Source organism: Micromonospora sp. SYSU B005 (assembly GCF_055362685.1).
Window position 1 is genome coordinate 21,799 of the sequence record NZ_JAXCFU010000019.1, and the last position, 16,694, is coordinate 38,492.

The window sequence follows — 16,694 nt, forward strand, 5'->3', positions numbered from 1 at the left end:
GTCGATCATGAAGTTGGCGGCGACAAACCGGACATCAAGCGCCGCCAACTTCATGATCGACTATGCTGGGGTGGGTCGACATGCGGGCCTGGCGACGTCGCCCAGGGGTGGGAGGAAAGGGCGGGTCGAGGGTCCCCGGCGATCTTGCAGTTCGAGCCCTCCGCGCGTCCCATTCGCGCAGTTTGCGGGGCACCAAAGTGCAAGATCGCGGGCGGTCGGGGTTCGGGGCGGCCGAGGGCGGCCCGGGTGGCCTTGGGTGGCTGTTGATCGAGGCCGGCGAAAGGGGTCGTGAACTTCGGGGTGAACTCGTCGATCTTGGAGTTTTGGCACCTCGCGAACTTCGCTGATCGGGCATCCGGGGTGCCACAACTCCAAGATCGACGGTGAGGGGCGAGGAGGCGGGGGCTGGGTTCTGCCGTTGGCAGATCCGCTGACCGTGAACAGGGCACGCCACACCCGGCACGCGGCGGCAGGCTCGGACGCATGCGACTCCTGATGCTTGGTGGTACGGGCTTTGTCGGCGGTGCGGTCGTGGCCGAGGCGGTACGCCGCGACTGGCAGGTGACAGTGTTCAACCGGGGTGTGCACGGTCGGGTGCCGGACGGCGTACACCGGTTGCGGGGTGACCGGACCGCGCCGGACGGGCTGGCCGCGCTCACCGGCGGCGAGTGGGACCTGGTGGTGGACACGTGGGACGGCGCGCCCCGGGCGGTACGGGACGCGGCGGCGGCGCTCGTCGACGCGGTGCCGCACTTCGTCTACGTGTCCAGCGGATCGGTGTACGCGCCACCCGTCGCGCCCGGCAGCGGCGAGGAGGCGCCGACAGTCGCGGCCGACGCGGACGCCGACGACGGTGACTACCCGGCGAACAAGGCCGGCGGGGAACTCGCCGCGACGCGGGTGTTCGGCGACCGGGCGCTGCTGGCACGCGCCGGGCTGATCCTCGGGCCGGGAGAGGACATCGGGCGGCTGCCATGGTGGCTGAACCGGGTCGCCCGGGGCGGGGACGTGCTGGCGCCGGGGCCGCGTGACCTGCCGATCCAGTACGTGGACGTCCGGGACCTGGCTGCCTGGCTGCTGGACCGGGGTGCCGAGGGCGTCGGCGGGGCGTACAACGTGGTGGGTCGCACCGGGCACGCGACGATGGGTGACCTGCTCGACGCGGCGGTGACGGTGACCGGGTCGGACGCGACGCTGCGGTGGACCGCGCCGGAGCCGATCCTGGCGGCCGGGGTGGTGCCGTGGAACGACCTGCCGGTGTGGATTCCGCGCGGGCATGAGTACCGCTGGATGCAGGAGCGGGACGTGGAACGCGCGTACGCGGCAGGGCTGGTCTGCCGGCCGGTGACCGAGACGGTCGCCGACACCTGGCGGTGGCTGCGCGAGGTGGGGCGCGTGCCGGACCGGGCCGGGCGGCCGGCGCGCGCCCCGGTCGGCCTGGCGCCGGAGCGGGAAGCCGCCCTGCTGGCCGCGCTCCCGGCCTGACCCAGAGAGGCAGGGCCGTGGCCGACCTGACCCGCGGAGGGGTACGGGTCAGGCCGGCACGACCGGCAGGTCGAGCACTTCCTCGACCGAGCGGCGCGGGGTGGCGTGGCCCGGCTGGCCGTATCCGATCCGCATCACCATCTGCGGGGTGCCGAACCGGCCCAGCGACATCCGCAGCGCCTCCCGTGCGGCGGGCACCTCGATCGGCTGGGACAGCATCGACACGCTCAGCCCGGCGTCGGTGGCGGTGAGCAGCACCCGCTGCAGCGCCTGCCCGGCCAGGATCTGGTCGGCCGAGGTGTTGCCGGCCGAGCCGAGCACGGCGACCAGCGGCTCCGGCTCGAAGTCGCGGCCGGGGGCGCGGTTGCGTCCGCCGAAGCCGCGCTGCGGCAGCAGGTCCTGCGGTTCGCTCTGCGGCCCGCCGGCGCCGGTCGGTACGCCGTCCGGGGCCGGCTCGGAGCGGATCCACTCGGCCCGCTCGGCCACGTACGCGGGGTCGCGTTCCAGCACGCGGTGGGCGCTGCGGGCGACCTCGGCGACCGCGTTGACGGCGCTGGTGCCGATCACCAGCTCCAGCCAGCACTGCTCGGCGCGGGCCGCCTCGCCGAGCCGCCAGCGCGCCTCGGCCGGCACCGGGTCGGGCCAGAACGGCGCGCGGTTGCTGAACCGGTGGCTGATCGCCGCGTACAGGCTCTGCTCGACCGGGGTGGGACGGCGCGGCACGTCCGGGACCAGCCGGGCCACGACGTCCGGGTCGGCGGGGTACGGACGCAGCCGCACAGTGGCCGGGGTGCCCGCCACGGCGAGCGCCAGGCGCAGGTTGAACAGCGCCGCACCGGCGGCGATCCGCGCGCCCCAGCCGGTCGGGTCGGTGGCGGGCAGGCCGCGCAGCGGGTCGACGGACACCTCGATGCCGCCGTCGACGAGCCGGAACCGCCACGGCTGGGTGTTGTGCAGCGACGGCGCCCGGACTGCGTCGGCGACCGCGGCCCGCAGTTGCTCGCCGGTGTATTCGGTCGTCATGGCGGTGCTCCCTCTCGTGCGGCGCCGGCTCCCCCGGCCGGGTACACCACTACGGTGCGTCAGCGGGCGGCGCGGTGAGCAGGGCCGGAGGTCCCCACCTGGGCCCGGCCGTCGGTCCCGGGCGGCGCGCGCAGGACGGGACTTTCGACCCGTGCTACGGGGGCGGGAAAGCGGGTAGAAAGGACTGATGATCCGGGTGTTCCTGCTCGACGACCACGAGGTCGTCCGTCGTGGCCTTGCCGACCTGCTCCAGAGCAGCGGCGACATCGAGGTGGTCGGCGAGTCCGGCCTGGCCCAGGAGGCGGCGCGCCGCATTCCGGCGCTGCGCCCCGACGTGGCGATCCTCGACGCCCGGCTGCCCGACGGCAACGGCATCGACGTGTGCCGGGACGTCCGCGCGGTGGACTCCTCGATCAAGGGACTGATCCTCACCTCGTACGAGGACGACGAGGCGCTGTTCGCCGCGATCATGGCGGGCGCCGCCGGGTACGTGCTCAAGCAGATCCGCGGCACCGACCTGGTGGACGCGGTCCGCCGGGTGGCGGCCGGCCAGTCGCTGCTCGACCCGGCGATCACCACCCGTGTGCTGGAACGCATCCGCAGCGGGGTGGAGCAGCCGCGCGAGCTGAAGTCGCTCACCGAGCAGGAGCGGCGGATCCTGGAGTACGTGGCGGAGGGGCTCACCAACCGCGAGATCGCCGGGAAGATGTTCCTGGCCGAGAAGACGGTGAAGAACTACGTCTCCAGCGTGCTGGCGAAGCTCGGCCTGGAGCGGCGTACGCAGGCGGCGGTGCTGGCCACCCGCCTGCTCGGCAAGAACACCTGACGCCGGTCAGTCGAGCGGGACGCTCCAGCGCACCTCGGTGCCGCGCGGCTCGGCCCGGCGCAGCGAGAACTCGCCGCCGAGCCGCTCGGCCCGCTCCCGCAGGTTGACCAGCCCGCTGCGGGCCGCCTCCGGGTCGCAGCCGATCCCGTCGTCGGTGACGGTGATCTCGACCCGGCCGGAGTCGACGCGTACGCGCACCGACACCCGGTCGGCCTGCGCGTGGCGTACCGCGTTGGAGAGCGTCTCGCGCAGCACGGCGGTGAGTTCGGGGCGCAGGTCGTCCGGGACGGCGCTGTCGATCGGGCCGATCAGCTCCAGCTCGGGCCGGTAGCCGAGCGACTCGGCGGCCACCTCGATCGCCTCGCGGATCTCGGTGCGCAGTGCCGCGCTCATCGGCGTGCGCAGCTCGAAGATGGTGCGGCGGATGTCGCGGATGGTGGCGTCCAGGTCGTCGACGGCCTGGTTGATCCGCTTGGCCGCCTCGGGGCGGGCGTTCATCGCGCCGCTCTGCAGTTGCAGGCCGGTGGCGAACAGCCGCTGGATCACCACGTCGTGCAGGTCGCGGGCGATGCGTTCGCGGTCCTCCAGGACCACCAGCAGTTCCCGCTCCTCCTGCCCGCGGGCGCGTTCCATTGCCAGCGCGGCCTGCCCGGCGAAGCTGGCGAGCAGCGCGAGGTCGTCGTCGGCGGCGGGGCCGTGGTCGGGCCGGTAGCCGATCACCAGGACACCGTGCAGCGTGTCGGCGGCGGCGAGCGGGGACACCACTGCGGGCCCGGCGACCACGGGCCGGGGCCAGGGCGCGGCGGCGGCGAGGTCGTCGACCTGGTCGTGGCGGCCCTGCGTGACGGACGCGGCGAAGCTGGTCTCGGCGGCCGGCAGCACCGCGCCGACCAGTTCCCGGCTGACCGGGTCGGCGCCGTCGACGACCTCGACGGTGAACTGCGCCTCGTCCTCGTCGTAGAGCAGCACCAGGGCCAGCTCGGCTTCGGCGACCTCGCGGGCGCGGCGGGCCACCAGCGTCAGCGCGTCGGTACGGCGTACCTCACCGAGCAGCACCGAGGTGATCTCCGCGGCGGCGGCGAGCCAGCGTTCCCGCCGGTGCGCCAGCGCGTAGAGGCGGGCGTTCTCGATCGCCACACCGGCCGCGGCGGCCAGCGCCACCACGATCTCCTCGTCGTCCTCGGTGAACTCGGCCGCGCCCTGCTTCTCGGCCAGGTAGAGGTTGCCCCAGACGTGGTCGCGGATGCGTACCGGCACGCCGAGGAAGCTGTGCATCGGCGGGTGGTTGGGCGGGAAGCCGTACGAGTTGGGGTGCTTGGTGATGTCCGGCATGCGGAGCGGCTTCGGTTCGTCGATGAGCAGGCCGAGTACGCCCCGTCCGTGCGGCAGCTCGCCGATCTTCGCGTGCTGCTCGGGGCTGATCCCGTGGACGATGAAGTCGTGCAGCATGCGGTCGGGACCGATGACGCCGAGCGCGCCGTAGCGGGCGCCGGCCAGCTCGCACGCCGACTGCACGATCCGCTGGAGTGTGCTGCGCAGATCGAGGTCGGACCCGATGCCGACGACCGCGTCCAGCAGGGCCCGTAGCCGCTCGCGGCTGGTGACCACCTCGCCGACGCGGTCGAGCATCTCCTGGAGCAGTTCGTCCAGACGGACACGGGACAGCGGGGTCAGCCCGAGCGACGGTGTGTTGTGCTCGTGCCGGGACTGGGGTGCGGCGGCCACCCGGCGATGGTATCGCCTGGTGACCGCCGTGATCGAGACCGGTCAGGTGAGCCGGTCGCGGACCGCCGAGGTGTCGACCGTCTGCGTGATGTCCAGCCGGGGCGTGTGCGGCGGTCCGGCGTGCGTCGGGTCGGCCAGCCCGAGCCGCATGCTGATGTACGGGAACCCCAGGCCGGAGAGCATCTGCCGCAGCACCTCGCGGGTGCCCTCGACCTCCACCACACCGGACAGCGGCACCAGCGACACCCCGTGCCGGGTGGCGGTGAGCCACGCGGCGGAGAGGGCCTCACCGGCGCGCAGCCAGCTCATCGTCTCGTCGTCGGAGCCCCACAGGATCCCGTAGACGGCGGCCTTGTCGTGGCCGGGCCCGATCGGCAGCGAGCCGGCGCGGCCGAAGTCGCGGGCCGGAACGGTCGTCTGCGGGGCCTGCTCGGGCAGCACCTCCGGCGGCAGCCCGGTGCCGGTGCCGGCCCGGCTGGTCCAGTACGCCAGTTCCTCGCGCAGCTCCGGGCTGTCCGCCTCGACGGCGGCGGCCTGCTGGGCGGCGGCGGCGAGCTGGATCTTCTGGGTGTCGTCGAGCAGTTGCAGGTTCACCCCCTCCAGCGTGGCGGCCCGGTCGATGTCGTTCAGCGCGTCGGCGGGGATCGGCTCGTCGCTGACCGGCCGCCGGTCGGTGTGCCGCACCTGCATGCACTGCACGACGCGCATGGCGTCGGGGTCGGCGCCGGTGTGCTTCAGGCTGGTGATCCGGGCCAGCAGGTCGGGTTCCTTCGGGTCGGGCAGCCGTTCCACCACCGGGGTCCAGCCCTCGGCGGCCAGCGCCACCCGGGCGTGGTGCAGTGCGGCGCCGCAGCTCACCACCAGCAGGTGCCCTTCCGGGTCCATGGCGCTGAGGTGCCGTTCGCGGACCACCCGCAGCTCCAGCGCGTCGGGCAGGACCGTCCAGTGCCACGGCTGCGTGTTGTGCACCGAGGGGGCGTGGCCGGCCATTCCGGCGGCCTCCGCGAGCGCGGTGGTCAACGGGCGATCGCCGGCCGGCGTCTCGTGGCTCATCGTCACGACCTTTCCTGTTTTCCCCATCGTGCCCCACGGGCGGGTGGGGACGCCGTTCCATCCCCCGGATTACCCGCATCGCCCTGTCCGTCCCACGTCCGGGCTGAGACGATCCACACGTGGGAACCGAGCCACGCGAGTGCGTACCCGAGCAGCCGGCCCGCGCCCGGCGGTGGGCCCGGGCCGAGTGGGCGCCGCTGGTGCTGCTCACCGTGGCCGTGCTGGCCGGTGCGGCGCTGTGGTTCGCCGGCGCGCACGACGCCGCGCGGCTGGTCTGGGCGGCGGTCACGGTGGTCGCTCTGGTGCCGGCGGCCTGGACGACGCTGCGCCAGCTGTGGCTGCGGCAGTTCGGGGTGGACGTCATCGCGGTGCTGGCGCTGCTCGGCGCGCTGCTGGTGCGGGAGTTCCTGGCCGGTGCCGTGATCGCGGTGATGGTCGCGACCGGGCGGGCGCTGGAGGAGTACGCCCAGCGCCGCGCCACCCGTGACCTGCGGGCGCTGCTGGAACGCGCGCCCCGGCAGGCGCGGCGGCGTACCCCGGACGGCGGGATCGAGGTGGTGCCGCTGGACCGCGTCGAGGTGGGGGACCGCCTCGTGGTCGGGCCGGGCGACGTGGTGCCTGTGGACGGCGTGGTCGAGGAGGCGGCGACGCTCGACGAGTCGGTGGTCACAGGCGAGTCGCAGCTGGTCACCCGCGCGGCCGGGGAGCAGGTTGCCAGCGGCGTCGTCAACGCGGGCGCCGGCTTCGGGCTGCGGGCCAGCCGCAACGCGGCGGAGAGCACCTACGCCGGTATCGTCCGCCTGGCCGGCGAGGCCACCGCCCGCAAGGCCCCGATGGTACGGCTGGCCGACCGGTACGCCGCCGCCTTCGTGCCGTTCACGCTGGTGCTGGCCGGGCTGGCGTGGCTGCTGTCCGGCGAGTTCACCCGGGCGGTCGCGGTGCTCGTGGTGGCCACCCCGTGCCCGCTGCTGCTGGCGACCCCGATCGCCGTGGTGTCCGGGCTGTCCCGGGTGGCCCGGCGCGGCGTACTGGTCCGGGACGGCGGGTCGCTGGAACAGCTCGGCCGCGCCCGTACCCTGCTGCTGGACAAGACCGGCACGCTCACCGCCGGGCGGCCCCGGGCGGCCGAGGTGGTGGTGGCGCCCGGCGGCGACCGGGACGAGGTGCTGCGGCTGGCCGCCTCGGTCGAGCAGCTCTCCCCGCACGTGCTGGCCGCCGCGCTGGTCCGGCAGGCCCGCGAGCGCGGGCTGGCGCTGGCCGAGCCGACGCAGGTCACCGAGGAGCCGGGGCACGGGGTGAGCGGCCGCGTCGACGGGCGGATGGTGCACGTCGGGCAGCTCGCCGGGGAACCGCCCGAGTGGGCGGGCCGGCTCGGTGAACGCGCCGAACGGGCCGGGCGCTCCGCGGTCTGGGTCAGCGACGACCAGGGGCCGCTCGGCGCGATCCTGCTGGAGGACCCGGTCCGCCCGGACGCCCGCCGGACCGTGCGGCGGCTACGCGAGGCGGGCCTGACCCGGCTGGTCATGGTGACCGGCGACCGTCCGGGCACGGCCCGGCAGGTGGCGCAGATCGTGGGCGTGGACGACGTGATCGCGCGGTGCTCGCCGCAGGAGAAGGCCGATCGGGTACGCCAGGAGTCGGCGCACGCGGTGACCGTGATGGTCGGCGACGGCGTGAACGACGCGCCCGCGCTGGCCGAGGCGCACGTCGGTGTGGCGATGGGCGCGACCGGGGCGACCGCCTCGGCGGACGTGGCCGACGCGGTGCTCACCGTGGACCGGCTGGACCGGCTCGCCGACGCCGTCGAGATCGCCCGGTACGCCCGCCGCATCGCGGTGCAGAGCGCCACCGTCGGCATGGGACTGGCGGTGCTGGCGATGCTGGTGGCCGCGGCGGGCCGGCTGCCCCCGGTGGCCGGCGCGTTCCTCCAGGAGGGCATCGACGTCCTGGTGATCCTCAACGCGTTGCGCGCACTCGGCGGCGGCCTGCGGCGGCGGGACCTGCCGGCGCACACCCGCGAACTGCTCGACCGGTACGCGGGCGAGCACGGCGGCGTCCGCGACGTGCTGGCGGCGCTGCGGGACACCGCCGACCTGGTGGCGACCCGCCCGGACGACCCGGCGTGCCTGCCGGCGCTGCGCGAGGTGCACCGGCGCCTGGTCGACGAGGTGCTGCCGCACGAGGCGGCCGAGGACCGGCAGCTCTACCCGGCGCTGGCCGGGCCGCTCGGCAGCGACGAGGCGACCTCCACGATGAGCCGGGCTCACGTGGAGATCGTGCGGCTGGTGGAGCGGATCGGCGGGCACCTCACGGCGCAGCCGGACGGCCGGCTGCGCCGTGACGAGGTGCCCGACCTGCTGGCCGCGCTCTACGGCCTGGACGCGGTGCTGCGCCTGCACCTGGCCCAGGAGGAGGAGGACTACTTCTCGCTCAACCCGGAGGACGGCTCGACCGCGCCCGGCCGCTGAGTCAGCGCTCGCGTACCACAGCGACGGGGCAGTGGGAGTGCTGGATGAGCTGCTGGCTGACCGAGCCGAGCAGCATGCCGCGCAGGCCGCCCCGGCCCCGGCTGCCGACCACCACGAGTTGCGCGGACCGGCTCGCCTCCACCAGCAGCGCGGACGCGCTGCCGGGTACCGCCTCGATCTCGACCGGCACGTCGGGGAAGCTCTCCCGCCACGGCGCCAGTTCCGCCTCGGCGGCGGCCCGCTCGCTCGCGGCGACCTGCTCCGGGTCGAAGTCCGGCGGCACCCACCTGTCGCCCGGCGGCTCCCAGGCCCGCAGCACCCGCAGCGGCACGTCCCGCTGCGCGGCCCGCTCGACGGCGAAGCCGAGCGCCCGCAGCGCCGACTCCGAGCCGTCCGAGCCGACCACCACCGGCCCGGACGTGGCGGCCTGGCCGTCGCGGACCACCACCACCGGGCAGTGGGCGTGCGCGGTGACCGAGACCGCCGTGGAGCCGGCGAGCAGCCCGCCGAAGCCGCCGTGGCCCCGGCTGCCGAGCACCAGCATCCCGGCGTCGGCGGACCGCTCCTGGAGCACCAGCGCGGGCGGCCCGTCGAACACCTCGCCGTGCACGGTCAGGCCCGGCCGGTCGGCGGCGGCGTCCGCCGCCGCCTTGCGGACCAGTTCGTCGACCTGCTGCCGGGCGGCCTCGTCCGGCCACACCCCCGGCGCCACACCGGGGCCGATCCAGCCGGTCACCGTCAGCCACTCGAAGACGTACGCCAGTCGTACCGGCCGCCCCGACCGGCCCGCCTCGTCCAGCGCCCAGTTCAGGGCCACCGACGCGTCGGCGGAACCGTCGTAGCCGACCAGGATCTCCTCGCCGCTCATTCGCCACTCCTCACGGCCGGGTCGTTCTCGCGGATCCAGCGCCACTCGGCGACCCGGGGGTCGTCCTCGCCGTAGCGCCGGGTGTAGTCGCGGCAGGACTGGCGGGCGTCCACCATGTCCTGGCGCAGGTGCGCGGCGCGCGACCGCAGCCCCGGCACCCGGTCGATCACGTCGATGACCAGGTGGAAGCGGTCCAGGTCGTTGAGCATCACCATGTCGAACGGCGTCGTGGTGGTGCCCTCCTCCTTGTAGCCGCGCACGTGGAGGTTCTCGTGGTTGGTCCGGCGGTAGGTGAGCCGGTGGATCAGCCACGGGTAGCCGTGGTAGGCGAAGATGACCGGCTTGTCGCGGGTGAAGATGGTGTCGAACTCGTTGTCCGGCAGGCCGTGCGGGTGCTCCGACGGCGGTTGCAGGCGCATCAGATCGACCACGTTGACGACCCGCACCCTCAGGTCCGGCAGGTGCCGGCGCAGCAGGTCGACGGCGGCGAGCGTCTCCAGCGTCGGCACGTCGCCGGCGCAGGCGAGCACCACGTCCGGCTCGGTGCCGTCGTCGCTGCTGGCCCAGTCCCAGATGCCCAGGCCGCGGCGGCAGTGCTGGATCGCCTCGTCCATGGTCAGCCAGTTCGGCGCGGGCTGCTTGCCGGCCACCACCACGTTGATGTACTGCCGGCTGCGCAGGCAGTGATCCATAGTGGACAGCAGCGTGTTGCCGTCCGGAGGCAGGTAGACCCGGACCACCTCGGCCTTCTTGTTCATCACGTGGTCGATGAAGCCCGGGTCCTGGTGCGAGAAGCCGTTGTGGTCCTGGCGCCACACGTGGCTGGACAGCAGGTAGTTCAGCGACGCCACCGGCTCCCGCCACGGGATGTTCCGGGTCACCTTCAGCCACTTGGCGTGCTGGTTGACCATCGAGTCGACGATGTGGATGAACGCCTCGTAGCTGGTGAAGATGCCGTGCCGGCCGGTCAGCAGGTAGCCCTCCAGCCAGCCCTGGCACAGGTGCTCGGAGAGCACCTCCATCACCCGGCCGTCGGGGGAGAGGTGGTCGTCGCCGGGCACCTCGGCGCCCACGAACGCGCGGTCGGTCACCTCGAACGCCGCGCCGAGCCGGTTCGAGGCCACCTCGTCCGGGCCGAACAGGCGGAACGTCTCCGGGTTGCGGGCGATCACGTCCCGGACCCACGGACCGAGCACACCTGTCGCGCCGGCCATCGGCTCACCCGGTGTCGGTACGTCGACCGCGTAGTCGCGGAAGTCCGGCAGTTCCAGGTTGCGCAGCAGCCGGCCGCCGTTGGCGACCGGGTTGGCGCTCATCCGGTGGTCACCTGTGGGCGGCAGGTCGGCCACCTCGGCGACCGGGCCGCCGGTGGCGTCGAACAGCTCCTCCGGCCGGTAGCTACGCAGCCAGCGCTCCAGCTCGGCCAGGTGCTCCGGGTTGTCCCGGACCTCGGAGATCGGCACCTGGTGGGCGCGGAACGTGCCCTCGACCTGCTTGCCGTCGACCCGGTTCGGACCGGTCCAGCCCTTCGGCGTGCGCAGGATGATCATCGGCCAGCGGGGACGCTCGACGTGCTCGCCGGAGCGGGCCCGGCGCTGGATCGCGGCGATCTCGTCGACCGCGCGGTCGAGCGTGCCGGCCAGCAGCTGGTGCACGGTGGCCGGGTCGTCGCCCTCGACCACATACGGCTCGTAGCCGAAGCCGCGCATCATGTCCCGCAGGTCCTCGGCGGGGATCCGGTCCAGCACCGTCGGGTTGGCGATCTTGTAGCCGTTGAGGTGCAGGATCGGCAGCACCGCGCCGTCGCGGGCCGGGTTGAGGAACACGTTCGACAGCCAGCTCCCGGCCAGTGGGCCGGTCTCCGCCTCGCCGTCGCCGATCACGCAGGCCACGAGCAGGTCCGGGTTGTCGAACGCGGCGCCGTACGCGTGGCTCAGCGCGTACCCCAGCTCGCCGCCCTCGTGGATCGAACCCGGCACCTCCGGCGCCACGTGGCTCGGGATGCCGCCCGGGAAGGAGAACTGCCGGAACAGCCGCTGCATGCCGGTCTCGTCCCGGGGGATGTGGTGGTACAGCTCGCTGTAGGTGCCCTCCAGCCAGGTGTTCGCCACCAGCGCCGGGCCGCCGTGGCCGGGGCCGGTGACGAAGATGGCGGACAGGTCCCGGTTCACGATGACCCGGTTGAGGTGCGTGTAGAGCAGGTTGAGCCCGGGGCTGGTGCCCCAGTGGCCCAGCAGGCGAGGCTTGACGTGCTCAGGCCTGAGCGGTTCGCGCAGCAGCGGATTGTCGAGCAGGTAGATCTGGCCGACGGTCAGGTAGTTCGCCGCGCGCCAGTAGGCGTCCAGCCGGCGCAACTCGGCTTCGGTCAGGGGGCTGTGCAGGTTCACCGCGGTGTCCATGCTGGCTTAGCCTCTCGTGGCTCGGGGTCGGCTGCCACTCGGGGACCACGTCTTCTCCCCCGGCGCGTCCAGCGTCGCCCCCATCGGGGGTCGCCGGTCAGGGCCGTAGGTCCCGCCTCGCGTGGGCGTCATGACCCGTCTCCGGCATCGGCGGGGATGCCCCGTACGACGATCAGCGGAGCCGGCGAGTGGTAGAGCAGAGACTGGCTGACCGCGCCCAGAGTGGACCCTACCGGCCCGTCTCCCCAGGCGGCCACCACCGCGAGCTGCGCGGCGCGGGAGCGGTCGAGCAGGACGGACCTCGGCTCACCGTGGACGGTCTCGCAGTCGGCGGTGACCCGGGGATACCCCCGGGCCGTCCGGGTGACCGCCTCCTCCAGCCGCCCGTCGTCGCGGTCGCCGGAGTCCGGCTCGATCACCCGGACGGCGAGCAGACGGGCGCCGCGGTGCTGCGCGCAGTCGAAGGCGTACCCGAGGGCGGCCTGCGAGCTGGGTGATCCGTCGAAGCCGACGAGCAGCGGCCCGGGCGGGGCCGGCTGGGTGCGCCCGACCAGCACCGGGCAACCGGCCCGGGCGGCCACGTCCACGGCAGGCGTGTCGGCCGGTACGCGGTCCGGGTGGGCGGACATGCCGCCGTCACCGAGCGCGATCAGGAACGCGGTGTCGGCGACCCGCAGCAGGGCCTCGACCGGCGAGCCCTCGACGATTCGGCCGCTGACCGGCACCTGCGGCGCGCACTCGGCGACGACCTGCCCGGCGTGCTCCAGCACGTTCTCCGCGTCCGTGCGGGTGCCGCCGGCCGGGGCCGGGCCGGGCGTGGCGGCCCAGTTGAACGCGTGCAGCAGGTGCAGCGGCCGGTCGTGGGCGGCGGCCTCGGCGGCGGCCGTGCGGACCACCGTCAGATCGGCCTCGGACCGGCTGACGCCGACCACCACCGCGCCGTGGCTGGGTGCGGCCACCCCGGCTCACCTCCCGACCCGTGCTTTCCACTCACCGTAGTCGCGGGACCGGGCGTGCCGTAGCGGGTCGGCGGAACTGGCGGTCAGCGCGGGGCGGGCAGCGCCGGGTGGACGCGCAGTACGACGGCTGTGGCGTTGTCCTCGCCGCCCTCGTCCAGGCTGGCGGCGAGCAGGGCCTCGACGGTGCGCGCCGGGTCGCGCCGCGCGGCGAGCAGGTCGCGCAGCCGGTGGTAGCCGAGCTGGTCGCTGATGCCGTCGGTGCACAGCAGCCAGGTGTCGCCGCGGCGCAGCGGCACGGCGAGCAGGTCCGGTTCGGGGCGGTCCGGGTGGCCGACGTAGCGCAGCAGCTGGTAGCGCGCCCGGACCGCCTCCGGCGAGTCGGCCGGCCACCAGCCGTGCAGCAGGCCGAGCCAGGCCATCGTGTGGTCGACGGTGACCAGTTCGAGCAGCCCGTCGCGCAGCCGGTACGCCCGCGAGTCGCCGAGCTGCACCAGCCAGCCCTGCTCGCCGTCCGGCTCGACGACGAGCGCGGTGAGCGTGCACCCGGTCAGGCCCGGCTGCGCCGCGCCGGCCTGGCGTACCCGCCGTTGGGTCTCGGCCACGGCGGTGCGCAGCGCGGCGGCGCCGACGGCGGGCCAGCCGGCGCGGACCTGCGCGGTGAACGTCTGGGCCGCCGTCGTGCCCGCCACGCGGCTGCCCTCGCCGTCGCCCATCCCGTCGCAGACCACCGCGAACGGCAGCTCGGGGTCGACGTGCAGCACGTCGTAGTTCTCCGGGTAGTGGTGCCCGACCACGCTGCCCCCGGCGATCTCCAGGGTGAGGCGGCCGGCGGTGAGCCGGCGCGCGGACTCGACCGGCCGGTCCAGCGGACGGCGGCGGAACACCAGCGGACCGTAACACCGGGACGGGCCGGACAGCGGCAGGCCGGGTCGCGTGTCAACCAAGGTTGACAGGTGAGGTGCTGTCAACCTACATTGACAGCATGAGTCAGGCGACGGAACTCGCGGCGGCGGCCGGCAGCACCGACCCCAAGGTCGGCCTGCGCGCCGTGCTCGCCCTGCGCCGGCTGCTCGAACGGCTCGAGGTGATCCAGGTCGACAACGCCCGGCGGCAGGGCTGGTCGTGGCAGGAGATCGCCGACGCCCTCGAGGTCAGCCGGCAGGCGGTCCACAAGAAGCACGCCGGACGACCGGCGGTGCGTGAGAGCTGGGAGGCGTGATGTTCGAACGATTCACCGACCGGGCCCGCAACGTGGTGCACCACGCGCTCGACGAGGCCCGCACCGAGGGACGGCGGCCGGTCGGCACCGAACACCTGCTGCTGGGCGTGCTCGCCGACCGCGACAACCTGGCGGTACGGCTGCTCGCGGCCGGCGGCGTCGAGGCCGACGCGCTGCGCGCCGCGGTGGCCCGCCACACCGCGCAGGGCGTGGACGGGCTCGGCGCGGCGGACGCCGCGGCACTGCGCGAGATCGGCATCGACCTCGCCGCGATAGTGGCCCGGATCGAGGAGTCCTTCGGCCCCGACGCGCTGCGCGAGGCTACCCCGCGTCCGCGCCTGTGGTGGCGTCGCGGGCCGCACCACGGCACGTTCTCGCCCCGCGCCAAGAAGGTGCTGGAGCTGTCGCTGCGCGAGGCGCTGCGGCTGCGCCACCGGCACATCGGCACCGAACACATCCTGCTCGGCCTGCTGCGCGAGGGCGACGGCCTGGCCGCCGTGGTGCTCACCGAGGCCGGGGTGGACATCGACGACCTGCGGCGGCGCGTCGACGCGGCGCTGCGCGAGGCGGCCTGACCCGCACCCGGATTTCAAACCTGTTTGCGGTCCTCGCAACGTCCCGCTGCGCCGGGTCGCCGTCACGCCCCGTGTCCTGCACACTGACGCCGTGGACGGTGCAGACGACAAGCGCCCGGTGAACGCGGAGAACCGCACCCCGCGCTCGGCAGTGGTGGTCAACCCGGTGAAGGTGGCCGACCTGGACGAGTTCCGCCGCACCGTGGACGGCGCGCTCGCCGCCGCCGGGTGGCCGGCCCCGACCTGGTACGAGACGACGGTCGAGGACCCGGGCCGCGGGCAGGCGGAACAGGCCGTGAAGGCGGGCGCGGAGGTCGTCTTCGCCTGCGGCGGCGACGGCACGGTGATGGCCTGCGTGACCGCGCTGGCCGGCACCGACGTGGCGCTGGCCGTGCTGCCCCAGGGCACCGGCAACCTGCTGGCCGCCAACCTCGGCCTCTCGAACGACCTGGCCGCCGGGCTGGAGGTCGCCGTCGAGCGCGGGATGCGCCGCCTCGACGTCGGCGTGGTCGGCGACAAGTGCTTCGCGGTGATGGCCGGGATGGGCTTCGACGCCCAGATGCTCGACTCCACCTCGGAGACCACGAAGAAGCGGATCGGCTGGCCCGCGTACGTGGTGGGCGCCGCCCGCCACCTGCGCGACCGGCCGATGCGGGTCTCGGTGCGCATCGACGGCAAGCCGCCGCTGCGCCGCCGGGCCCGCTCGGTCCTGGTCGCCAACGTCGGGCGCCTGCAGGGCGGGGTACGCCTGCTCACCGAGGCCGAACCGGACGACGGCTGGCTCGACGTGGCGGTGCTGACGCCGCGTACGCTGCGCCACTGGCTCGCGATGGGCTGGGCGGTGCTGCGCCGCCGCGACAGCGTGCCGGGGATGGAGGTGTTCCGGGCACGCTCGGTCGAGATCACCAGCACCCGGGCTCAGGCCCGGCAGCTCGACGGCGACCTGATCGAGCCGGGCCGGTCGCTCAAGGCCACCATCCGGCCCGAGTCGCTCTGGCTCTGCGTACCGCGCCCGGAGGAGCACCCCGACCTGGCGGTGGACGCCGACGCGGCCGGTGAGCGCGGAGAGCACCTGGTCGAGGAGGCCCGCCGTGAGTAGCACCAAGCTGGTCCCCGAGACCCGGTTGATGACCGAGAACGAGCTGTCCGCCGACGACGCCTGGCACACACTGCGCCGGCACGGCGGCTGGTGCCTGCTGCGGGATGCGTTCATCCGGTTCCGCTACGGCGACGGGTTCAGCCACTCCCGGGCGCTGGCGTTGCAGCTCTGCCTGGCCGTGGTGCCGTTCCTGATCGCGCTCACCGGCCTGATCACCGACCTCGGTGTGGACGAGGGCGGCAAGGTCGTCGCCGACACGGTGCTGGCCATCACGCCCGGCCAGAGCGAAGCCATGGTGCAGGACCTGCTCACCGACAGCGAGCGCACCGAGGACGCCGGCGAACTGGCACTGACCCTCGGTCTGCTCACCGGGCTGGTCGCGCTGACCACCACGATGGCGCAGATCGAGCGGGGCGCCAACCGGATCTACGGCGTCGAGCGGGACCGCCCGGCGCTGGCGAAGTACCTGCGCGCCGCGATCCTCGCGGTGGTGGCCGGCGTGCCCGCGCTTGCGGGCTTCCTGATCCTGGTCGGCGGCCGGGCGATGGGCGAGTCGGTGCGGCGGCACTACGAGTGGGGCGACGTCGCCATGGCCGGGTGGGACGTGATCCGCTGGCCGCTGAGCCTCGGCCTCACCGTGCTCGCCGTCGCGGTGCTGTTCCGGCACGCGCCCCGGCGCCGCCAGCCCGGCCTGTCCTGGCTCTTCTTCGGCGCGTCCATCGCCATCGCGATCTGGTGGCTGGCCAGCCTGCTGCTCGCCGCCTACGTGAAGTACAGCGGCGGATTCGGCCAGACCTACGGTGCGCTGACCGGCATGATGGCCCTGTTGCTCTGGGCCAACCTCACCGGGATCGCGCTGTTCGGCGGGCTGGCGTTCGCCGCGCAGCTCGAAGCGATGCGCATCGGCGTGGAGGAGCCCGCCAAGCCGGACCTGTGGGAGCCGGAGGCGCAGCGGGCGGAGCTGTTCGACACCGGTGAGATGACCTCGCTCTGAC

13 protein-coding genes and 2 pseudogenes are annotated in these 16,694 nt (G+C 74.2%); 8 read left to right on the forward strand and 7 right to left on the reverse strand.

Annotation, left to right across the window (positions count from 1 at the left end; genetic code table 11):
- The first annotated feature begins 483 nt into the window (after positions 1-483).
- A complete protein-coding gene (locus SM452_RS27840) occupies positions 484-1,485 on the forward strand; it encodes an NAD-dependent epimerase/dehydratase family protein (protein ID WP_355513173.1) in 1,002 nt (333 codons plus the stop codon).
- Between the two features lie 48 nt (positions 1,486-1,533).
- On the opposite strand, the gene SM452_RS27845 is transcribed toward SM452_RS27840, so the two are convergent.
- Positions 1,534-2,508 (reverse strand): Acg family FMN-binding oxidoreductase, encoded by a 975-nt coding sequence (locus SM452_RS27845; protein WP_262012005.1) that lies wholly within the window; start codon positions 2,506-2,508, stop codon positions 1,534-1,536.
- A gap of 187 nt (positions 2,509-2,695) precedes the next feature.
- Between SM452_RS27845 and SM452_RS27850 the strand changes: the two genes are divergently transcribed.
- Complete coding sequence (locus SM452_RS27850) at positions 2,696-3,334, forward strand: response regulator (RefSeq protein WP_013284884.1); 639 nt, start codon at positions 2,696-2,698, stop codon at positions 3,332-3,334.
- 6 nt (positions 3,335-3,340) lie between these two features.
- On the opposite strand, the gene SM452_RS27855 is transcribed toward SM452_RS27850, so the two are convergent.
- Complete coding sequence (locus SM452_RS27855; RefSeq protein WP_463841035.1) at positions 3,341-5,008, reverse strand: sensor histidine kinase; 1,668 nt, start codon at positions 5,006-5,008, stop codon at positions 3,341-3,343.
- Positions 5,009-5,101: 93 nt separating this feature from the next.
- Positions 5,102-6,112, reverse strand: coding sequence for an Acg family FMN-binding oxidoreductase (locus tag SM452_RS27860; protein WP_262012006.1), 1,011 nt, complete (start codon positions 6,110-6,112; stop codon positions 5,102-5,104).
- A gap of 119 nt (positions 6,113-6,231) precedes the next feature.
- Here SM452_RS27860 and SM452_RS27865 point away from each other — a divergent pair, with 119 nt between their 5' ends.
- Positions 6,232-8,580: a heavy metal translocating P-type ATPase gene (locus SM452_RS27865; protein ID WP_357208252.1), complete on the forward strand. Its 2,349-nt coding sequence runs from the start codon at positions 6,232-6,234 to the stop codon at positions 8,578-8,580.
- Between the two features lies 1 nt (position 8,581).
- Here SM452_RS27865 and SM452_RS27870 read toward each other — a convergent pair whose 3' ends face one another.
- The 4 genes from SM452_RS27870 to SM452_RS27885 all read right to left on the reverse strand — a co-directional run bounded on the left by SM452_RS27870 (position 8,582) and on the right by SM452_RS27885 (position 13,690).
- Positions 8,582-9,448, reverse strand: coding sequence for a universal stress protein (locus SM452_RS27870; protein WP_262012007.1), 867 nt, complete (start codon positions 9,446-9,448; stop codon positions 8,582-8,584).
- The gene (locus SM452_RS27875) at positions 9,445-11,847 is read right to left on the reverse strand and encodes a phosphoketolase family protein (RefSeq protein ID WP_357208255.1); all 2,403 of its coding nucleotides are present in this window, start codon (positions 11,845-11,847) and stop codon (positions 9,445-9,447) included. The genes SM452_RS27870 and SM452_RS27875 overlap by 4 nt, the downstream gene beginning before the upstream one ends.
- Positions 11,848-11,975: 128 nt before the next feature.
- Entirely contained in the window at positions 11,976-12,806 is an 831-nt protein-coding gene (locus tag SM452_RS27880) for a universal stress protein (RefSeq protein WP_402812734.1), read from the reverse strand.
- Positions 12,807-12,889: 83 nt separating this feature from the next.
- Entirely contained in the window at positions 12,890-13,690 is an 801-nt protein-coding gene (locus SM452_RS27885; RefSeq protein WP_463841020.1) for a PP2C family protein-serine/threonine phosphatase, read from the reverse strand.
- Between the two features lie 98 nt (positions 13,691-13,788).
- Here SM452_RS27885 and SM452_RS27890 point away from each other — a divergent pair, with 98 nt between their 5' ends.
- The 5 genes and pseudogenes from SM452_RS27890 (at position 13,789) to SM452_RS27910 (ending at position 16,693) form a co-directional block, all read left to right on the forward strand.
- The gene (locus tag SM452_RS27890; protein ID WP_030275209.1) at positions 13,789-14,025 is read left to right on the forward strand and encodes an HTH domain-containing protein; all 237 of its coding nucleotides are present in this window, start codon (positions 13,789-13,791) and stop codon (positions 14,023-14,025) included.
- A pseudogene (locus SM452_RS27895) lies at positions 14,025-14,228 on the forward strand (Clp protease N-terminal domain-containing protein); the annotation flags it as partial. The gene SM452_RS27890 and the pseudogene SM452_RS27895, both read left to right, overlap by 1 nt.
- A gap of 159 nt (positions 14,229-14,387) precedes the next feature.
- Positions 14,388-14,600 (forward strand): annotated as a pseudogene (locus SM452_RS27900) (Clp protease N-terminal domain-containing protein); the annotation flags it as partial.
- Between the two features lie 91 nt (positions 14,601-14,691).
- Complete coding sequence (locus SM452_RS27905; RefSeq protein ID WP_262012011.1) at positions 14,692-15,699, forward strand: diacylglycerol/lipid kinase family protein; 1,008 nt, start codon at positions 14,692-14,694, stop codon at positions 15,697-15,699.
- On the forward strand, positions 15,692-16,693 hold the full coding sequence (locus SM452_RS27910; RefSeq protein ID WP_135239032.1) for a YihY/virulence factor BrkB family protein: 1,002 nt from the start codon (positions 15,692-15,694) through the stop codon (positions 16,691-16,693). Before SM452_RS27905 ends, SM452_RS27910 begins: the two co-directional genes overlap by 8 nt.
- Position 16,694 lies beyond the last annotated feature (1 nt).

Coding starts and splice junctions, on each gene's coding strand:
- SM452_RS27850 (WP_013284884.1), top strand. CDS start 2,696: ATGATCCGGGTGTTCCTGCTCGACGACCACGAGGTCGTCCGTCGTGGC.
- SM452_RS27890 (WP_030275209.1), top strand. CDS start 13,789: ATGAGTCAGGCGACGGAACTCGCGGCGGCGGCCGGCAGCACCGACCCC.
- SM452_RS27870 (WP_262012007.1), bottom strand. CDS start 9,448: ATGAGCGGCGAGGAGATCCTGGTCGGCTACGACGGTTCCGCCGACGCG.
- SM452_RS27875 (WP_357208255.1), bottom strand. CDS start 11,847: ATGGACACCGCGGTGAACCTGCACAGCCCCCTGACCGAAGCCGAGTTG.
- SM452_RS27860 (WP_262012006.1), bottom strand. CDS start 6,112: ATGAGCCACGAGACGCCGGCCGGCGATCGCCCGTTGACCACCGCGCTC.
- SM452_RS27845 (WP_262012005.1), bottom strand. CDS start 2,508: ATGACGACCGAATACACCGGCGAGCAACTGCGGGCCGCGGTCGCCGAC.
- SM452_RS27840 (WP_355513173.1), top strand. CDS start 484: ATGCGACTCCTGATGCTTGGTGGTACGGGCTTTGTCGGCGGTGCGGTC.